The organism is Leeuwenhoekiella sp. LLG6367-2.1 (assembly GCF_045055775.1).
Taxonomy (GTDB): domain Bacteria; phylum Bacteroidota; class Bacteroidia; order Flavobacteriales; family Flavobacteriaceae; genus Leeuwenhoekiella; species Leeuwenhoekiella aequorea.
On the sequence record NZ_CP159331.1, the window covers coordinates 2,712,050 to 2,730,123 of the forward strand.

Below are 18,074 nucleotides of genomic sequence, written 5' to 3' on the forward strand. Positions count from 1 at the left end.
ATCCAGTCAAAAAATTAAGATAAATAAATCAAGTATTATTGCTGACTTTTCAATGCTTCTAATTCTTTCTCCAGGGCTTCCGCTTTACTTTTAAATTTTTCCATTGCTTTTTTCATTTGACCTATTTTTTTAAAAGCCTCGTCATCCTGAACAGCTGTATATATTGTTTCTCCTTCTTTTTCTTTAATTCTTGATTTGCTCCCACAAGTAGGGCATATGGCTATTGTGCTCATTGTTTTATATTTTAAAGCAAATTTCTATATCATAGGCAACTACCACAAGGTAAAAGGCGGGTCAAAGTGGTAAATGTGAAACCAGACTAAAGACTGGATTTAAACTCCTTTGGAGAAACAGCGGTATGTTTTTTAAAGAACTTAGTAAAGTTAGTGAGTTCATCAAACCCTAATGAGAAAGCAACTTCTTTGATACTATAATTATTAAGCAGGATAGTTCTTTTAGCTTCTAAAATCACATAGTGATCGATAAACGATTTAGCGCTATTGTGGGTTATTTGACGTACTATGTTATTTAAATGTTTAGGGGAAATCTGTAGCTTTTCGGCATAATCTTTTACATTTCTTGTTTGGGTATAAAAGTTTTCTACCGAACTTTTAAATTGGTTGAAAATGGTAAGGTGAACTGGCTTACTTTTAAGCGATACAAGTTTATGATTTTGCTGTTCAAGACGTAAAAGAAATACTTCTAGCAATTTTGCAATGATTTCTTTTTGTACGTGTGACACAGTATTTAATTCATCTGAGATTTCTGTAAGAAAGGAAGCGCCATATTTTTCATTTTCAATTAATGGAGTAGAGAGGTAGTAATTATATAGATGTGTAGTATAATCTAGGGTAGATCGAGAAAATCTCTTTACAGCAAAGTCTTCAGTAAAAATCACTAAATACCCGTTGTAATTTAAATTTTCTTGAAAAGCATGAATTTGATTTTTAGCAATTTTTAGGAGTGATCCTTTTTTTACAGAGTAAAGCCCTAGATCCACCTGATGCGTTCCAGAGCCTTCTGTAATTATTAGTAATGCAAAAAAGTTAATGCGATGAGGTTTGCAGGGATCGTGATCTGGGTTTTTGCTTACTCTTTCGAAAATCTCAGAAATTTTAAGTATCTCAAAATCATTAAGATCATCTTGACTTTCAAATGATATGTTAGGGATGTCTTTCAAGTCTGATGTCTTAGGATATAGCAGTTTAAGTTATATTGATTTATGAACTACTAATATCGGGATTTTCTGTATTCTATATTCTTAATGATTGTAATACTATTTTCTGAGTTTGTTTATAGTTTTGCGATTGTTTTAGAAATTTCATTTTTCTATCTAATCCATATAGCAGAACGATATGTAAAGACCTACTTTTAGAGGCAACTGTCTATCTAATTCTTAGTAGCGTAATTTTACAAATCGTTTATACTAACACATTCTATAAATTCTGTATTAGTTCCTAAACAACAGGAGAAGTTAAAGGTATAAACCCTTTTTACAGATTTTCTCATTAATAACTTCTTAATTACTTCTAGTTTTAGATGCAGTTTAAATCTAAGGATTATTTACTTTTAGGTTCTTAGTAATATCTTATAGCATCTAATGGCATTATTTCAAAATTCGGTACTTAATAAATACCTCAAAGCTCAGGACGATAGAGTAATCGCTAAAGCTTATAAAATTTTTTCAGCCTATTTTCTCAATCCTGTTATTCAGGAAAATATACGCAAGTCTAAAGAAGAGCAGTTTCAGGCTACTTTTTTACACGAACTCTTTGTAAATATTTTAGGATATACGCTTAACCCGAACCCAAACTATGATCTCACTACCGAGTTTAAGAACGAAAAGAACAACCGCAAGGCCGATGGTGCGATTTTAAAAAGCGGTAGTGCTACCGGTGTTATTGAATTGAAGGGAACCAATACTAAAGACCTGGAAAGCATACGCCGGCAGGCTTTTGATTACAAGGCAAACCAGAAAGGCTGTATATACGTGATCACTTCAAATTTTGAAAAACTACGGTTTTACATCAACGATGCGACCGAGTTTGAAGAGTTTAATTTATTTGAGCTTACACAAGAACGTTTTGCACTGCTATTCCTTTGTTTACAGCGTGAGAACTTAATGAGCGATTTGCCGCTTAAGATCAAAGAAGCTTCTATTGCCGAAGAAGAAGCGATTACAAAAAACTTTTACAAAGACTATTCAATATTTAAACGTGAGCTGTTTCGCGATCTGGTCAAGCGCAATGTAAAGCGTATCAGGACGAGCAGGCAAGAGCAACTTGATGCCGCGACCACCGCAGAACTTACCGAAGAGGAGCGTGCAGAGCGTAACCGCCTTGATAAGAACGTAAAGCTTACCCTATTTAAAAAGTCGCAGAAACTCATAGACCGTTTTCTGTTTATCTTTTTTGCCGAAGACCGCGGACTTTTACCGCCTAACTCTACGCTTAAGATTCTAGATGAGTTTGAAAAACTTAAGGAGATGGATGCCCATGTACCGCTGTACGATCGCTTTAAACTGTATTTTAATTATCTGGATCAGGGCAGAAAAGGTACAGACAGGCACGCAGAGATTTACGCCTACAATGGTGGACTTTTTAAACCGGATGCTATTTTAGACCAACTGGTTATTGACGATGCATTGCTGTTAACGCATACGCGGAAACTTGCCAACTACGATTTTGAAAGTCAGGTAGATGTCAATATTCTGGGGCATATTTTTGAAAATTCGTTAAATGAGATCGAAAGCGTAAATGCCGAAATAGAAGGCGATACCTTTGACAAGCAAACCAGTAAACGGAAGAAAGACGGGGTTTTTTACACGCCAAAATACATTACCAAATACATTGTAGAAAACACCGTAGGCAAACTCTGTGAAGATAAAAAAGCCGAACTGGGTTTTGAAGAAGCCGAGTATTTTAAAAGCAGAAAAGGCCGTAACAAAGACACGCTTTTAAAGTTGGTTGACATTCTGGATACCTACCGCGAGTGGCTCTTGCAAATAACCATTTGCGATCCCGCTTGTGGCTCAGGAGCCTTTTTAAACCAGGCGCTTGACTTTTTGATCAAAGAACACGGCTATATCGACGAACTCAAAGCTAAAGTGCTGGGTGGCGGTCTCGTCTTTGCAGATATTGAGAACACCATCTTAGAAAACAACATCTACGGCGTAGACCTTAACGAGGAGTCTGTAGAAATCGCTAAACTCTCCCTGTGGCTGCGTACCGCACAACCTCGCAGAAAGCTCAATGACCTAAGCAGCAACATCAAGTGCGGTAACAGTCTTATAGACAATAAAGCGGTTGCCGGTGATAAAGCTTTTAAATGGGAGCAGGAGTTTCCAAAAATCTTTGAAAAAGGTGGATTTGATGTGGTGATTGGGAATCCGCCTTATGTTCGGGTACAAAGTTTGAAAGAACATTATTTTAATCAAACACTTTTTTTAGAAAATAATTTTGTTAGTGCTACGGGCAAATATGATTTATATGTTCTTTTTATTGAGCAAGCCTATAGATTAATCAATTTAAGTGGAGAGGTCTCCTTTATTCTGCCACATAAATTTTTGGTTGCCGATTTTGGTGCAGGCATAAGAGCTTTTTTAGCTGAAAAAAATGCAGTCTCAATTATAATACATTTTGGGTCTGAGTTGGTTTTTCAAGATGCATCAACTTATACTTGCATTATTAATCTCAACAAGTTTTCTCAATCGATCAATTATAGTCATATTCTACCAGATAAGATATTAGAGCCTTTTTCAGTTGAAAAAATTGAATATGATAATTTGTCATCCAAGCCTTGGCTATTGAAAAATAAAATTGGTGTTGGAATAATTGATAAAGTCGTTAAGGAAGTTTCACTTAAATCTATTTGTGAAGGAATTTATCAGGGACTAATAACCACTGGGGATGACATCTTTATGCTTGAGGGTGAAATAAAGGGTGACAGTTTTTTTGGTTTTTCTAAAGCTTTAAATTGTGTTGTAGAACTTGAAAAAAATATTCTCAAAGAGGTGCTTAAAGGGCAAGATATCAAAAGATATCTACCTTTAAAATCTAACAAATACGTAATATATCCACACTTTAAAGATGAGGAAGGAAAAACAAAGCCCATAGAAGAGGAGGTGTTACAAAATGAATTTCCTTTGACTTATGGTTATCTATTAAATTTTAAAGATCCTCTTATAAAAAAGAAAATAAGATATAAAACAAATTCAGATTATTGGTATTCATTACATAGGTCTAGAGAAATATCAGTTTTTGAGAGGGATTATATTATAACACCACAACTACAAAATAAACCAAGTTTCACCATTAAAAAAACGGATGTTTATGCTGATGCTGGAGGTTATTTATTAATACCGCTAAATTATTCTGTAAAAAATTTGCTTCCTATACTTAACAGTAAACTTATGTGGTACTTTATTAAAAACACAAGTTCTGAGTACAGTGGAGGTTATTACTATTTTAAAACAAAATATTTAGAGCCATTTGGTATTCCTGTTGATCGTCTAAATAATTACGATTTTAAAAAAATAACCAATTTAGTAATCCAAAAAACCGAGATTAATCAGCACCATTTAAACAAATTCCTAATCTTTTTTGCCTCCCAATACAAGTTGGAGAAACTCTCCCGTAAACTAGAAAACTGGCACGAGTTGGAGTTTGATGAGTTTATCAAAGAGTTGAATAAAAGCATCAAAGCCAATAACAAACTCCGTGAAAAAGCCGCAAAAGAAGCCGCTGTCAGTTCGAGCGAAGCAGTTGTCACACCGAGCGTAGTCGAGGTGCCTCCCTTGACCAAAAAAGACGAGTTTGAGTGGATGTCGCTTTTTGAAGAAAACAAGAAGAAAGCCCAGGATTTGCAAACCCAAATAGCTCACACCGAAATTGAAATAGACCAAATGGTTTATGAGCTGTATGGTTTGACAGAGAAGGAGATACAGATCGTGGAGAATAGTTAATATCTTATAAATGAATAATAAAGAAATTAATCAAATAATAAAAGAGTCTAAATCGCCAGAGTGGTTTAGAGCAATCTCTAGCGATATATCATATAATCATTCTGATATGTCAATTTCTAAAGAAGGTTTCTTAGATATTTATAATTATTTCCAAAAGCAAGTAAGTGGCTGGTCAAAAATTGAAGTAGAGCTTCCTAACGAACTACAATTATCAAAGACTGTTTTCAATAGAATACATAATTGGTTGAGTAAATTTATCATTAATGCAGCAGATAAAGAAACTAACCAATTAAATAATGATTGGAGCCAATATAGTAATCAGGTAAGTTCATTAGCAAGAGGTTTCCATTTTCCAATAGATTTACCACTAACTAAATTCTTAATTGATCTTCATCGAAAAAATCCAAATTTTTATTCTGGTGCTTATAAGTTTTTATTAGAGCCAAAAAACAGCTTTAATAATACGCCTGAACTAATGTCAGGGGCACTAATGGCTTATTAATATAAATTTAACGAAGTTACTGAAATACCCAAAAGGAGAGCTAAGGAGCATGCTACCTTATCAAGTTTAAGAAATCAGTATGAAAAGCTAATAACTCAGAGTCAACAAGAGCTTATAGAAGTTTATAGAAAAAGTGAATCCTATAATAAAAATTACACTACAGATTTAGACGAATATATAGCGAATAAGAAAAACGAGATTGAATCATGGATTAATGAAAGTAAGACAAATGAAGAAACCTATAATAAGTATCATTTAAAACGATTAAAGGAGCTTGAAGAGTTATATAATGAGAAACTCAAACTTGAAGCACCTGCTACTTACTGGTGAAATCGATCGGAAAAACTAAATACTGAAGGTAGAACGTGGTTGAATTGGTTAATAGGCGTTACTGTAATAGCAATAATTGCTTTGGGTATTGTCTTATATCTTATTTCAGATGGTACACTTAAAGATCTATTTGAAAAAACAGGTAGCGCTGTGCGCTGGTCAGTTGTTTTTATAACCTTCGTATCATTCTTGGCATATGGTATTCGCACGTTTGCAAAGCTAATGTTTAGCTCTTATCATTTAAGTCGCGATGCTGAAGAACGGGAGCAATTATCTTATGTTTATTTAGCATTGAAAAAGGAACAAAGTATAGATCCTACAGAAAGACACCTTATTATGCAATCGCTATTTAGTCGTGCAGATTCAGGTTTGTTGCGAGATGATTCCTCACCAACAATGCCTGGAGGTAGTTTTATTGAGAAATTAATGGGAGGAAAATGAACCTTTAAACTGTATTTTGCTATTTAATTATAGAAGTTTATAAAAACGGATTTTATAGTATATGGAATTGTTTAGGTAGTCCAAGTATAGTAGTACTTTAATATGTGACTTTGATTTTTACTGAAATATTTAAGCTTAATTAATATTAAAGTAAAAGAGCTACCTGTAAATGCCTTTTTACAAGCGCCTAATGTACAGTTTGTAATACCGGTGTATCAGCCTAATTACGACTGGACATCAAAAGAATGTAAAGAGCTTTTAAAAGACAAGTTGAGATAATTCCAAATTCTGAAATGCGCTACAGCCATTTGTAGATAGATTGAGATAAAAGAAGTTTAAAATCAAAATGTATTAAAAAAAAACACCCAATCCTTTGCAGAATTGGGTGTAATTTTGGGTGTCAACTTCACAACTAACTGATTATTAGTTGACCTTGCGGAGAAAGAGGGATTTTGTTCCAATATCCCACTTTGAGCATTTTGCAAATGCCTAAGTCTTAAAACAAAAAAACCGCTAGCATAACTGCTGCGGTTTTTGTTATTTCAAGCCTTGCGCTTGATTGCGGAGAAAGAGGGATTCGAACCCCCGGAGGTGTGACCCTCAACAGTTTTCAAGACTGCCGCATTCGACCGCTCTGCCATTTCTCCTGAGTTGTCTCATCAGCTATTTGCTGATTGCGGGTGCAAATATAGAAAGTTTTTTTAATATGGCAACACTCTTTTTAAAGGAATTTTGAAACTAATTGTTTTTTCCGGTGATGGGGATTTTATCTCCCTTAAAATGAGGCTCTTTGTTAAATGTAAGTTCAAAAAATGCTTTTACATTCGCTAAGATTTCTCTAAACCTGTTGCGCATTTCAAGATCATAAGCTCTACGATCGCCATTGTAACCGTAATAATTAAGACCCATTTGGCGAGCTATATAAATTGCACGCGGAAGATGAAAACGTTGTGAGACAACAATTGCGTTATCAATTTCAAAAATATAAGAGGCGCGGTAAATTGAATCATAGGTATCAAAACCAGCATAATCCATAAAAATAGCCTCTTCGGGCACTCCGCGTTCTCTAAGATATCTTTTCATTGCCTGCGGTTCATTATAACTCGTAGAACCATTATCTCCACTAACTAAAAACCGTGTTACTTTGCCTGTCTTGTAAAGTAATAATGCAGATTCTACACGATCTCTAAGCATTGTCGATAATTCTCCATTAGACAGCACGCTGGTTCCTAAAATGATTACGGAATATACTTTAGGGGTTTCAGCAGCCGCATCAAAAATGTAAGGCTCACTATATGACTTAATACGATAGGAGAGGGTGCTCACAAATAGAAGTAGCACAACAAAGGCTAGTGTTAAATAACCTAGTAGTTTTAATAAGACTATCTTTTTAACCCTCATATACTATCGTGTTCACAATATAATTACGAAAATAACTACGTGTGGGATGTTGAGATATAAAGATAAGTTTCCGTTTTGTAACAAGTACTTTAAAAAATACATTCAGTATGTGAACATATCAACAAAAACACCAACTGGTAATAGATCTAATTTATTGACAACTTAGAAAAGAACTCGTTGTTATACGAGTTGATTCTAATCATAGAAAATCATTTAGGTATAAAACCTGCTTCTCTAGTTGTATCAGCGAAATGTCTAAGGAAAATAAGCGTGTTTTGCGTTTAGTACGGTACGCGTTCTGTAATTTCAAGTCCGTACCCTATTATACCTACACGCTTAAGTTCTTCGCTATTAGATAAGAGCTTAATTTTTGTGATACCTAAATCGTGTAATATCTGAGCACCAATACCAAAATCTTTAAGATCCATTTTAGACTGCACCGCATTGTTACGACCAGTTTCCTGTCTATCTTTAATTTCGGCAAGACGGTAGAGTAACTTGTGAGCGATATTTTCCTGATTTATAAATACAATCGCACCTTTTCCGACGGTATTTATAGTTTCAAAAATTTTATCAAGTTTGCGATCGTTTTCCTGAGTGAGTGTACTCAAGATGTCATTATTTACAAAAGTAGAATTCACGCGTACTAAAACCGACTCATCGATGTCCCAAGTGCCTTTTGTAAGAGCAATATGTATTTGGTCGTTTGTAGTTTGTTGATAGGCACGCAATCTAAAATTGCCATAACGGGTATCTATATTAAAATCCTCTTTTTTAACAATAAGAGAATCGTGTTGCATGCGATACGCAACAAGATCTGCGATAGATACAATTTTAATATCAAAAGTTTTAGCGACTTGAAGTAATTGAGGTAAACGTGCCATCGTACCATCTTCATTCATGATTTCGACAATCACACCTGAAGGAGCAAAACCAGCTAGACGTGCAAAATCTATGGCAGCTTCTGTATGCCCGGTACGCCTTAATACACCACCTTCTTTCGCTTTAAGCGGAAAAATATGTCCCGGTCGCGTTAAATCCCAAGGTCTGGTTTCTGGGTTTATTAATGCTTGTATAGTTTTTGCTCTATCTGAAGCACTAATCCCGGTGGTAACTCCATTTCCTTTCAAATCTACCGAAACCGTAAATGCGGTTTCCATCGGGTCACTGTTTGTTCCCACCATCATATCCAGCTTGAGCTCTTTACAACGGTCTTCAGTAATAGGAGTGCAAATAAGTCCGCGGCCGTGAGTCGCCATAAAATTTATCATTTCTGGCGTGACCATCTCTGATGCGGCTAAAAAATCACCTTCATTTTCCCGATCCTCATCATCTACTACAATTATTACTTTTCCATTTTTAATATCTTCAATAGCTTCCTGAATGGTATTGAGTTCTATATCTCTGGTAAATGTCTGCGTAGTCATGAGTTTAATTTAGATGCGTAAAGATACAATTTAGCTTTGTGAGCCTACAGATTTAAGACTAAAAGGAGAGCGATTAGGCTAAGATTGTTGCTGTAAAAGAAGCGCTGCAGCGTCTTTAAAATTTTCAGAATAACCATATTTTTTATAATTGGCTACTATATCTCCTAATTCCTGCTTGGTTTTAATTTTTAGAAGTGCCTTTTCAGCATTTGAAAGTTCAACATCTTTAAGTGGTTGCTGAGGATCAATACCGTTTTTATCTTTTTTACGGAATAACTTTTTAACAGGATCAAGAAATCCGTCTAGATCAAATAATCCCTGATCTGTGGTTGCTCTATAAGTTAGATATACCCCTAGCGGAAATAATATAAGTGTGCTCAACCAGCTCGCTAACCAGGCTGAAACACTACCGTCTTCTGCGCTGTTTTTTGCGAAAATACCTATGAAGTGATAGGTGAGAAATAAAACAACTCCTACCACAATAGGCAAGCCTAATCCTCCCTTACGGATGATAGCTCCCAAAGGTGCTCCTACAAAAAAGAGAATAATACATCCAAAGGCAAGAACAAATTTCTCGTGTAATGCAATCTCATATTTACTGAGAACTTTTACTTTTTGACTATTTGTGGTCTTGTCATTTTTAATGTCATTTATCTCATTTTTAATTTTGGCAATAGTACGATCCAGTAATTGCATCTTTTCTGAATCTTCAAAATTTTCTAACAAATTTTCATTGAGTACTCGGGTAGTATCTATAGGAACATTTGCGAGATAGGTAGAATCTAAATTCTGTAAATACAACTCCCGTAGAGCGCCTTTTCCTAAACCTTCTAAATGAGAATTATAATTTTTTGAAATATCGACTAAGGTGTCACTAAGCTGGGCAACGGTAAGCATTGTATACGCATTGTCAATACTTTTTTCATCCATATCTACATTGTCTAGTTCAGACAAGTCTATATTAATGGTATACGTTTCAAAATAACTTTTTACAAATGGCTCGCGCTTTTGTTTGTTGTAGTTTCTCTGCTCGATCTCGTCGTAGTAATTACCGTCAATAAGTTTAAGTGATAAAATATTATCACCTTCGGCACTAATGAGTTCGCCTTCTCGTGCTTTAATTACCGTGTAGTTTCCTATACGAGTGGGATTTTTTTCGTAGATAATCACATCTTTTAAAAATTGCCCATTTTCACCTTGTTTATCTGCCACCTTAATTACATAACCATCTGCAATATCTGTATACTGTCCTTTTGTAATTGCCATTGCGGGCTTTACCTGAGCAATATTTCTTCTCAAATTAAGTGATTCAAATTCTGCAGCAGGAATAACATAATTAGCAAACATAAATGAAGTAGCAGCAAGCCCTACAATAAAGATTGTAAGACTTCTCATAGCTCGTTGCAATGAAATCCCTGTAGATTTCATTGCAGCGAACTCATAATTTTCAGCAAAATTACCAAAGGTCATAATGCTGGTAAGTAATACTGTAAGCGGTAATACCAGCGTGACCAGGCGCGGAGAGAAATACATAAGAAACTTGATGATAATAAAGAAATCAAGATCTTTACCAGCAAGTTCTTTAATGTATAGCCATACCGTCTGAAGTACAAATATGAACATCAAAATGATGAATGTACTCAGAAAGTTTTTAACGAAAGTCGTAAGTATGTAACGGTCCAGTATTTTCACAGAAGCTAGTCTAGCCTATTGATGTAATAATCTGCATATTTCTTCTCGTCAAAAACAAACAAGTTGCCGGGTAATGGCTGGTCTGTCTTAAATGAGTTTACAGTTATAGTAATTTTTGTTCCGTTTTTTTGAGTCATTATTAAACGGTAGATGTGTTTTGTCTGGGCATCAACACCAAGCAAAGCCGACTTTAACTCGCTATTAGAATCAATAGGAATTAACTTTACATACTGTATTTTACGACCGTTTACACTTTGATCTATGTCCCATTTGTATGTATATCCTTTATTAAAAAAGGTAAGCATTTTTGATGGTGTAATAGCATCATCATCTCCCGGATCTTGAGTAGAAATAGTGATTTCCTCATCATCAGGGATTACAGTATATAATTTTTTACCATCATACATCTGGGTGGTTCCCATTAAATTCAGTTTGTATTTATCCCCATTCAAAGTAACATCACCACGTGTTTCTTGATTAATGCCAGCTGCATCATTCGATAGCGTGTACTTAAAGTCGATAAACATATTCTTATAAGATTTCACTTTAGTAGAAACCTCATTTAAAAGAGATTTTGCTTTAGCATCTTGAGCATTAGAAAGCGTAATACCCGAGAGAAATACAAATAAAAAGGTAAATGCTTTTATTTTTAAATTTTTCATTTTAATCATTATTTAATTGTTGTTGTAAGGCATTCATATCTGAAACCAGTACCTGGCGAGCTTTACTGCCCTCAAAGGGTCCTACAATGCCGGCAGCTTCTAATTGATCAATTATTCTACCTGCCCTATTGTAACCCAGCTTCAGTTTACGTTGCAATAAAGAAGCGCTTCCTTGTTGTGCTATAACAATTACTTCCGCAGCTTCCATAAAGAGAACATCTCTGTCGCTCACATCTATATCAAGACTTGTGCCACCTTCTTCGCCTACATATTCTGGTAGATGATGGGCATCAGGATATGCCTTTTGTGACCCTATAAATTCAGTAATTTTTTCAACTTCAGGAGTGTCAACAAAAGCACATTGCACCCGCGTAAGTTCGTTACCCTGAGTAAATAACATATCACCACGCCCAATTAATTGATCTGCACCCTGACTATCTAAAATCGTACGGGAGTCAATTTTTGAGGTAACTCTAAATGCAATACGCGCAGGGAAATTGGCTTTTATAATACCTGTAATAACATTCACCGATGGACGCTGAGTAGCCACAATTAAGTGAATACCTATCGCTCGTGCTAGTTGAGCAAGTCGTGCTATAGGAGTTTCTACTTCTTTACCGGCAGTCATAATAAGATCTGCAAACTCGTCTATAACCAATACGATGTACGGTAGATACTTATGACCATCATTTGGATTCAGTTTACGAGCTTTAAACTTTGCGTTGTACTCCTTGATATTACGAGCCAATGCATTTTTAAGCAGGTCGTAGCGATTATCCATTTCAATACAAAGCGAATTCAACGTATTTATAACCTTGGCATTGTCTGTAATAATTGCTTCTTCAGAGTCTGGTAATTTAGCCAGATAATGACGTTCAATCTTATTAAACAGCGTAAGCTCAACCTTCTTAGGATCTACCAGCACGAATTTAACTTCCGCAGGATGTTTTTTATAAAGTAACGAGGTAAGAATTGCATTAAGACCTACAGATTTACCTTGACCGGTAGCACCCGCCATAAGTAAGTGAGGCATTTTTGCTAGGTCAACTACAAAAGTTTCATTAGAAATGGTTTTACCTAATGTAAGCGGTAATTCCATTTCAGCATTTTGAAAACGAGGAGAAGCTATAGCAGAGCGCATAGAGACGATGCGCGCGTTTTTGTTAGGCACTTCGATACCTATAGTTCCTTTACCGGGGATAGGCGCAATTATACGTATACCTAATGCCGAAAGTGACAGAGCAATGTCATCTTCAAGGTTTTTAATTTTAGAAATACGAACGCCGGCTTCGGGTACAATCTCATACAAAGTAACCGTAGGGCCTACAGTTGCTTTAATGTGTGCGATTTCGATCTTATAGTTTTTAAGCGTATCTACAATACGATTTTTATTTTCTTCAAGTTCTTCCTGATCAATGGTTATGCTTTGTCCTTTTGTATAATCCTTCAATAAATCTATCGAAGGAAACTTGTAGTTGCTTAATTCTAAAGTAGGATCAAATTCTCCAAAATCTTGTACAAGCTTAGTGCTTAGATTTTCTACCAATTCTTCTTCCTCAATAGGTTCTTCAATTTCTATTTCAAAATCTTCTTGAGGAGCTTGGGTGGTTTCTAATTTTAGCTCAGGTTCTTCGCTAGGTGCTGCAGGATTGCTTTGTTGTAAAACCGGTTCATCAACTTTCTCTTCTGTTGTAGATGGAGTAGGGGCTGGTTTAGCTTTAGGTAAATCTATATTGTCTTTATCAAAGGCATTGTCTCTGTATTCTGAAAAATCATCATCGTCTTCATCGTTTAGTTCACTCTGAAGCGATTGCTTTTTCTGTTTTAAATACGACCCTACAAGTTCTGGAGTGATTTTTAATCGAATGGCGAAATAAACAATTGCAAAAAAAGCAAGAATAAGTATTGTACCTATTAATCCTAAATAATCTTGTAGATAGTCATTAAGTTCAAAACCTACCATACCACCAAGTAATGGTGCAGAGTCTGAAAAGAATCCGAAGAAAATGGCGAACCAAAGCATTACTATTATTCCCCAAAACCAATAGGCGCGAAGGGATTTCTTTTCTTTGTCAAAGAAATAGTAAAAACCAGTTAGCGTTACTAAAATAGCAAGCGCAAATGAAGCTACCCCAAAACCTTGATATATGAAAAAATCACCAATGGCAGCACCAAATTTATTTAGCCAGTTCTGACTTTCTACACTGCGATCTCCCAGACTATCTAATGTGCTTTGATCTGCCTGCCAGTTAAAGAAGAAGGAAATAAAAGAAAATAGGAGAGCGATACCCAGGAGAAATAAAAAACTCCCTAGTACAATCTTCTGCTGTTTAGACAACTTAAGAGTTAACTTCTTAGGTTGCGTAGTTTTTTTGGTTGTGGTTTTGGTTTTTTTTCTGGCCATTCCAAGCGTTGACTATTTGTACCGGTAACTTATTATTAGTTTAAGATTGCAATGCTGTAGTTATAGATATTTTGCCAAATGTAGCATTGATTTTAAAATCTACAGGTTGGCAAAAATACAAATATCAAACGGTACTCAACTGATAAAATTTTAGAACAGTTTTGGAATATAAATAATAAGACCAATTATTGCCGCAATGAGTGCGGCAAACGTAACAGCACCTGCAGCTACGTCCTTAATATCGCCTATTTTTTCGTGATACTCGGGATGTATAAAATCTGCAACTTTCTCAACTGCGGTATTAAGACCTTCAATAGATAATACCAGCCCTATAGATAGTAGTTGTAGAATCCACTCTGTAGTAGAAATATCTAATACAAAACCTAGTATGGTGACTAGCACTGCGCAAACCATTTGCACTTTTATACTTGGTTCTTTTTTTATGAGTAGCCAGGCTCCTTTAAAGGCATACCTAAACGCTTTAATTCGATTTATTATAAAACTATCTTTTGCGTTATTCATTGATTAGTTTAACGCGTTTAAAGCCAGTTCGTAGTTAGGTTCTTGACCTATTTCTGAAACTTGCTCACTATATATAATTTTATGATCTTCATTTAAAACAATAACCACGCGAGAATGTAATCCTGCAAACGCACCATCTTCAATTTCAAGACCGTAATCTTTACCAAAAGAGCCATTTTTAAAATCAGATAGAGTAACCACATTCTTTAAGCCTTCGGCACCGCAAAAACGAGCCTGAGCAAAAGGAAGGTCTCTTGATATACATAAAACTATAGTGTCTTCAAGATTTGAAGCATCTTTATTAAAATGTCTGATAGAAGCTGCACACACGCCGGTATCTACACTCGGAAAGATATTCATCACAACGCGTTTACCTTTAAAGTCTTCTAAAGATACGTGTTGTAGATCTTTTGTAGCAAGCTGAAAATTGGGAGCTGTTGTTCCTTCTTTAGGAAGTTCACCTAGGGTATGGGTTGTGTTTCCACCTAATGTTATTGTTGCCATAATGCTTTTGTATGTTTAAGTAAATGTAATTATTAGCGTATAGAGTAACAATTAAACAAATGCTAATTTGCATAACTGTCTAAAACCAAAAAATCCCTTTATCATTTATGATTAAGGGATTTTAAAACTGTTAATAAGAAATTATCTATCTATAGATCCTAACACTTTCTGAGCAAAACCGTTAGCAGCATCTTTTTCAGACATTCCGTTTGCGATCATTTGATGCATCTCTACTGCACCGCACAGATTTGTTATAAGCTCACCTACAACATCCATTTCTTGTTCACTTACAGATCTATGTTCTGTAAAAGACTCTAATACTTCGATGGTATGTTCTAAGGCTTCAGCGCTGTTATTTTTCTGTAAATGCTTAATTACTGGTAACTTCATCTACTAATTCTTTTAGGATTTCTAGCTTATTTGTTTGTACCTGATTTACAAATGCACCATTCTTAAAAGTGGCAAATGTAGGAAGGTTGTCTACTGTCGCCAGTTTTCTACTTTCCGGATATTTTTCAGCATCAACAAGTAGAAATACCGTGTTTTCATTTTCTGAAGCCATTTTTTTGAATTTTGGCTTCATTAATCTACAATTTCCACACCAGCCGGCCATATATTGAACAACTACTGTATCATTGCTATTTACGATCTCTGCAAGATTATCTTGATCAAGTTCGTTTAACATAGTATTTGATTTTAACCACAATGTGGAGAATTAATATCTTCTTTAAAATATTATCCAGACTTCTAATTTACAAAAGAGAGTCTGGATAATTTTATATTTAGTTAGTTGCTAAATAAGATGCAACACCATCACGGTTAGCATTCATAGCATCTTTACCTTCTTCCCAGTTTGCAGGACATACTTCACCTTTTTCTTGAACGTGCGTATAAGCATCGATTAGGCGTTGAAATTCATTTACATTACGACCTAATGGCATATGATTTACACCTTCGTGAAATACAGTACCTTCTTCATCAATTAAATAAGTAGCTCTGTAAGTAACATTATCACCATCAACTAAAAGAGTGCCAGTTTCTTCATCATAGCGCTCATTAGTAACATCTAGAATTCCTAGACGGTTTGCAAGATTGCGATTTGTATCTGCAAGTATAGGGTAAGTTACACCTTCGATACCGCCATTATCTTTAGGGGTATTTAACCATGCAAAATGCACTTCTGGAGTATCGCAAGAAGCACCAATAACTATAGTGTTTCTTTTTTCAAAATCTGCTAATGCAGCTTGAAATGCGTGTAATTCTGTAGGACATACAAATGTGAAATCTTTAGGATACCAAAAAAGCAAAACTTTCTTGTTGTGATTCTGTGCTTCTTCAAGAATATTTAATTTGAACGTATCACCCATTTCGTTCATTGCATCTACTGTGATGCTAGGGAATTTTTTTCCTACTAATGTCATTATTGTTGTTTTTTAATTCTTCGGCAAAAGTAGTATGTTTAGACCGCATACTAATTCAAAAGAAATAAATAATGTTATAGTAGAATAGGTATAATCTATAGCTTTACAGCAGCAGTACTAATGGGCTAAAATGCGCAATTGTCCAATTACTTTTTTGATAAAATAGGAATTAAATAGGCACTTTACTTAGAAAATATTAATTGGAGATTTTCCGCTTTTTTTACTAATTTATTTTGATTGACTTGTTTCAGAAAGCATTCTAATTTTTATACGCAATGCAGCAAAAATTAAAGTCATAAAAGGACTTAGCCAATTAAAGATAGCATAAACAAAATAATCTGCTACAGATACTCCCAGAACTCCACTTTGATAAGCACCACACGTGTTATAAGGCACTAATACAGATGTTACGGTACCACTGTCTTCTAAGGTTCGGCTCAAGTTTTCTGGAGCAAGACCTTTGTCGCGATACGCTTTAGCATACATTTTACCAGGAACCACAATCGCAAGATATTGATCACTTGCAGTAGCATTAAGACCAATACAAGTAGCTACTGTACTCGCAAACAAACCAAAAGTGCTGTCGAACAGGTTAAGCATAAATTTACTTATTCGGGAGAGCGCCCCTATGGCATCCATAATCCCGCCAAAAGTCATCGCGCACAAGATTAGCCAGATCGTTCCTAACATTCCCGCCATTCCGCTTGCTGCAAAAAGATCATTTAGATTTTCATTGGTTGTCTCGATAGCCGTATCTACAGTAATTGCATTCATAATGCCCATATACCCACTTTGGATAGAAAGGGTGTCGCTTCCTCCGAGCTTTGCTATAATTTCTGGCTGAAAAATTAATGCTGCAATGGCGCCCAGCAGAGTGCCGGCAAGTAGTGCTATAAGTGGGGGAGTTTTCTTAACAATTAGAAGTATTACTAAGGCAGGAACAATAAATAACCACGGACTAATATCAAAGGCGTCATCTATAGAATTTAATATCGCTGAAGTATCTGCAGTCCCACTAGTTTCAATATTAAAGCCAATAATTATAAAGACAATAATTGTAATGGTAATCGTGGGTACCGTAGTAAATAACATATACTGTATATGCGTAAATAAGTCGGTACCTGCCATTGCTGGCGCCAGGTTTGTAGTATCGCTTAAGGGAGAAAGTTTATCTCCAAAATAAGCTCCGGAAAGTATTGCGCCTGCAGTCATACCCAGTGATATATCGAGCGCATTTGCAATACCTATTAATGCAATACCTACGGTTGCAGAAGTTGTCCAGCTACTACCGGTAGCAACAGAAATAATTGCGCAGATTACAACACAAGCGGCTAGAAAAATCGACGGATTTAAAATTTGTAATCCATAATAAATCATAGTGGGTATAATGCCACTTACCAGCCAGGTGCCTGCTAATGCCCCTACTAAAAGAAGTATTAAAATAGCACCCGCTGTAGATTTTACATTTTGTGCAACTTCATCCATCATGGTCTCAAATGAAGTTTTATTTAATAACCCTACAATTGCAGCAACTGCAGCACCTAAAAGAAGTATAAATTGATTGGATCCACTTAAAGCATCATCTCCAAACATATAAACATTAAAAGCAAGCATTGCTACTAATGCAATTATTGGGATCATAGCTTCCCAAATACTTAGCTCACGGTTTTCAACTATTTCTTGATTTTTAGGGTCTGAATCCTGATTCATATGGTGAATTGTAAAATATTTACAATTATAATCATTCTATACTTAAATATCACTTGTAATTAGTGACGCCTTAATTTTTGACTTTCACCGATAAA

15 protein-coding genes, 1 tRNA gene and 1 pseudogene are annotated in these 18,074 nt (G+C 35.4%); 3 read left to right on the plus strand and 14 right to left on the minus strand.

Translation table 11 applies throughout. The features are described 5' to 3' along the window. Positions 1–35 precede the first annotated feature (35 nt). Both ABVM53_RS12180 and ABVM53_RS12185 read right to left on the minus strand, forming a co-directional pair. Positions 36–233, minus strand: coding sequence for a hypothetical protein (locus ABVM53_RS12180; RefSeq protein WP_405326408.1), 198 nt, complete (start codon positions 231–233; stop codon positions 36–38). An 86-nt stretch (positions 234–319) separates the two neighbouring features. Beyond that, positions 320–1,180, minus strand: a complete 861-nt coding sequence (locus tag ABVM53_RS12185; protein WP_405326411.1) for a helix-turn-helix domain-containing protein — start codon at positions 1,178–1,180, stop codon at positions 320–322. 420 nt (positions 1,181–1,600) lie between these two features. On the opposite strand from ABVM53_RS12185, the gene ABVM53_RS12190 reads away from it, so the two are divergent. From ABVM53_RS12190 to ABVM53_RS12200, 3 genes and pseudogenes are all read left to right on the plus strand, one after another. Beyond that, positions 1,601–4,963 carry an Eco57I restriction-modification methylase domain-containing protein gene (locus ABVM53_RS12190; protein ID WP_405326414.1) on the plus strand — a complete coding sequence of 1,121 codons (3,363 nt, stop codon included), beginning with the start codon at positions 1,601–1,603 and terminating at the stop codon, positions 4,961–4,963. Positions 4,964–4,973: 10 nt separating this feature from the next. Further along, positions 4,974–5,465, plus strand: coding sequence for a hypothetical protein (locus ABVM53_RS12195; protein ID WP_405326417.1), 492 nt, complete (start codon positions 4,974–4,976; stop codon positions 5,463–5,465). A gap of 24 nt (positions 5,466–5,489) precedes the next feature. Beyond that, a pseudogene (locus tag ABVM53_RS12200) lies at positions 5,490–6,236 on the plus strand (DUF6161 domain-containing protein). A 562-nt stretch (positions 6,237–6,798) separates the two neighbouring features. On the opposite strand, the gene ABVM53_RS12205 reads toward ABVM53_RS12200, so the two are convergent. The 12 genes from ABVM53_RS12205 to nhaC all read right to left on the minus strand — a co-directional run bounded on the left by ABVM53_RS12205 (position 6,799) and on the right by nhaC (position 17,979). Continuing rightward, positions 6,799–6,883: transfer RNA gene (locus ABVM53_RS12205), tRNA-Ser, on the minus strand. A 91-nt stretch (positions 6,884–6,974) separates the two neighbouring features. Next, entirely contained in the window at positions 6,975–7,637 is a 663-nt protein-coding gene (locus ABVM53_RS12210; RefSeq protein ID WP_405326420.1) for a vancomycin high temperature exclusion protein, read from the minus strand. Positions 7,638–7,918: 281 nt separating this feature from the next. Beyond that, positions 7,919–9,064 carry a 3,4-dihydroxy-2-butanone-4-phosphate synthase gene (gene ribB / locus ABVM53_RS12215; RefSeq protein ID WP_405326423.1) on the minus strand — a complete coding sequence of 382 codons (1,146 nt, stop codon included), beginning with the start codon at positions 9,062–9,064 and terminating at the stop codon, positions 7,919–7,921. 78 nt (positions 9,065–9,142) lie between these two features. Beyond that, on the minus strand, positions 9,143–10,756 hold the full coding sequence (locus tag ABVM53_RS12220) for an LptF/LptG family permease (protein WP_405326426.1): 1,614 nt from the start codon (positions 10,754–10,756) through the stop codon (positions 9,143–9,145). Positions 10,757–10,761: 5 nt separating this feature from the next. Continuing rightward, on the minus strand, positions 10,762–11,418 hold the full coding sequence (locus ABVM53_RS12225) for a LolA family protein (RefSeq protein ID WP_405326429.1): 657 nt from the start codon (positions 11,416–11,418) through the stop codon (positions 10,762–10,764). 1 nt (position 11,419) lies between these two features. Further along, a complete protein-coding gene (locus ABVM53_RS12230; RefSeq protein ID WP_405326432.1) occupies positions 11,420–13,822 on the minus strand; it encodes a DNA translocase FtsK in 2,403 nt (800 codons plus the stop codon). Positions 13,823–13,972: 150 nt separating this feature from the next. After that, positions 13,973–14,344: a diacylglycerol kinase family protein gene (locus tag ABVM53_RS12235; protein ID WP_371456169.1), complete on the minus strand. Its 372-nt coding sequence runs from the start codon at positions 14,342–14,344 to the stop codon at positions 13,973–13,975. Between the two features lie 3 nt (positions 14,345–14,347). Continuing rightward, positions 14,348–14,848, minus strand: a complete 501-nt coding sequence (tpx, locus tag ABVM53_RS12240; protein WP_405326436.1) for a thiol peroxidase — start codon at positions 14,846–14,848, stop codon at positions 14,348–14,350. A gap of 141 nt (positions 14,849–14,989) precedes the next feature. After that, positions 14,990–15,238, minus strand: a complete 249-nt coding sequence (locus ABVM53_RS12245) for a DUF6952 family protein (RefSeq protein WP_128757357.1) — start codon at positions 15,236–15,238, stop codon at positions 14,990–14,992. Beyond that, a complete protein-coding gene (locus ABVM53_RS12250; RefSeq protein ID WP_371456172.1) occupies positions 15,219–15,533 on the minus strand; it encodes a thioredoxin family protein in 315 nt (104 codons plus the stop codon). Before ABVM53_RS12250 ends, ABVM53_RS12245 begins: the two co-directional genes overlap by 20 nt. 97 nt (positions 15,534–15,630) lie before the next feature. Then, positions 15,631–16,269 (minus strand): peroxiredoxin, encoded by a 639-nt coding sequence (locus tag ABVM53_RS12255; protein WP_128757355.1) that lies wholly within the window; start codon positions 16,267–16,269, stop codon positions 15,631–15,633. A 228-nt stretch (positions 16,270–16,497) separates the two neighbouring features. Then, complete coding sequence (gene nhaC / locus ABVM53_RS12260) at positions 16,498–17,979, minus strand: Na+/H+ antiporter NhaC (protein WP_405326441.1); 1,482 nt, start codon at positions 17,977–17,979, stop codon at positions 16,498–16,500. Between the last annotated feature and the right edge of the window lie 95 nt (positions 17,980–18,074).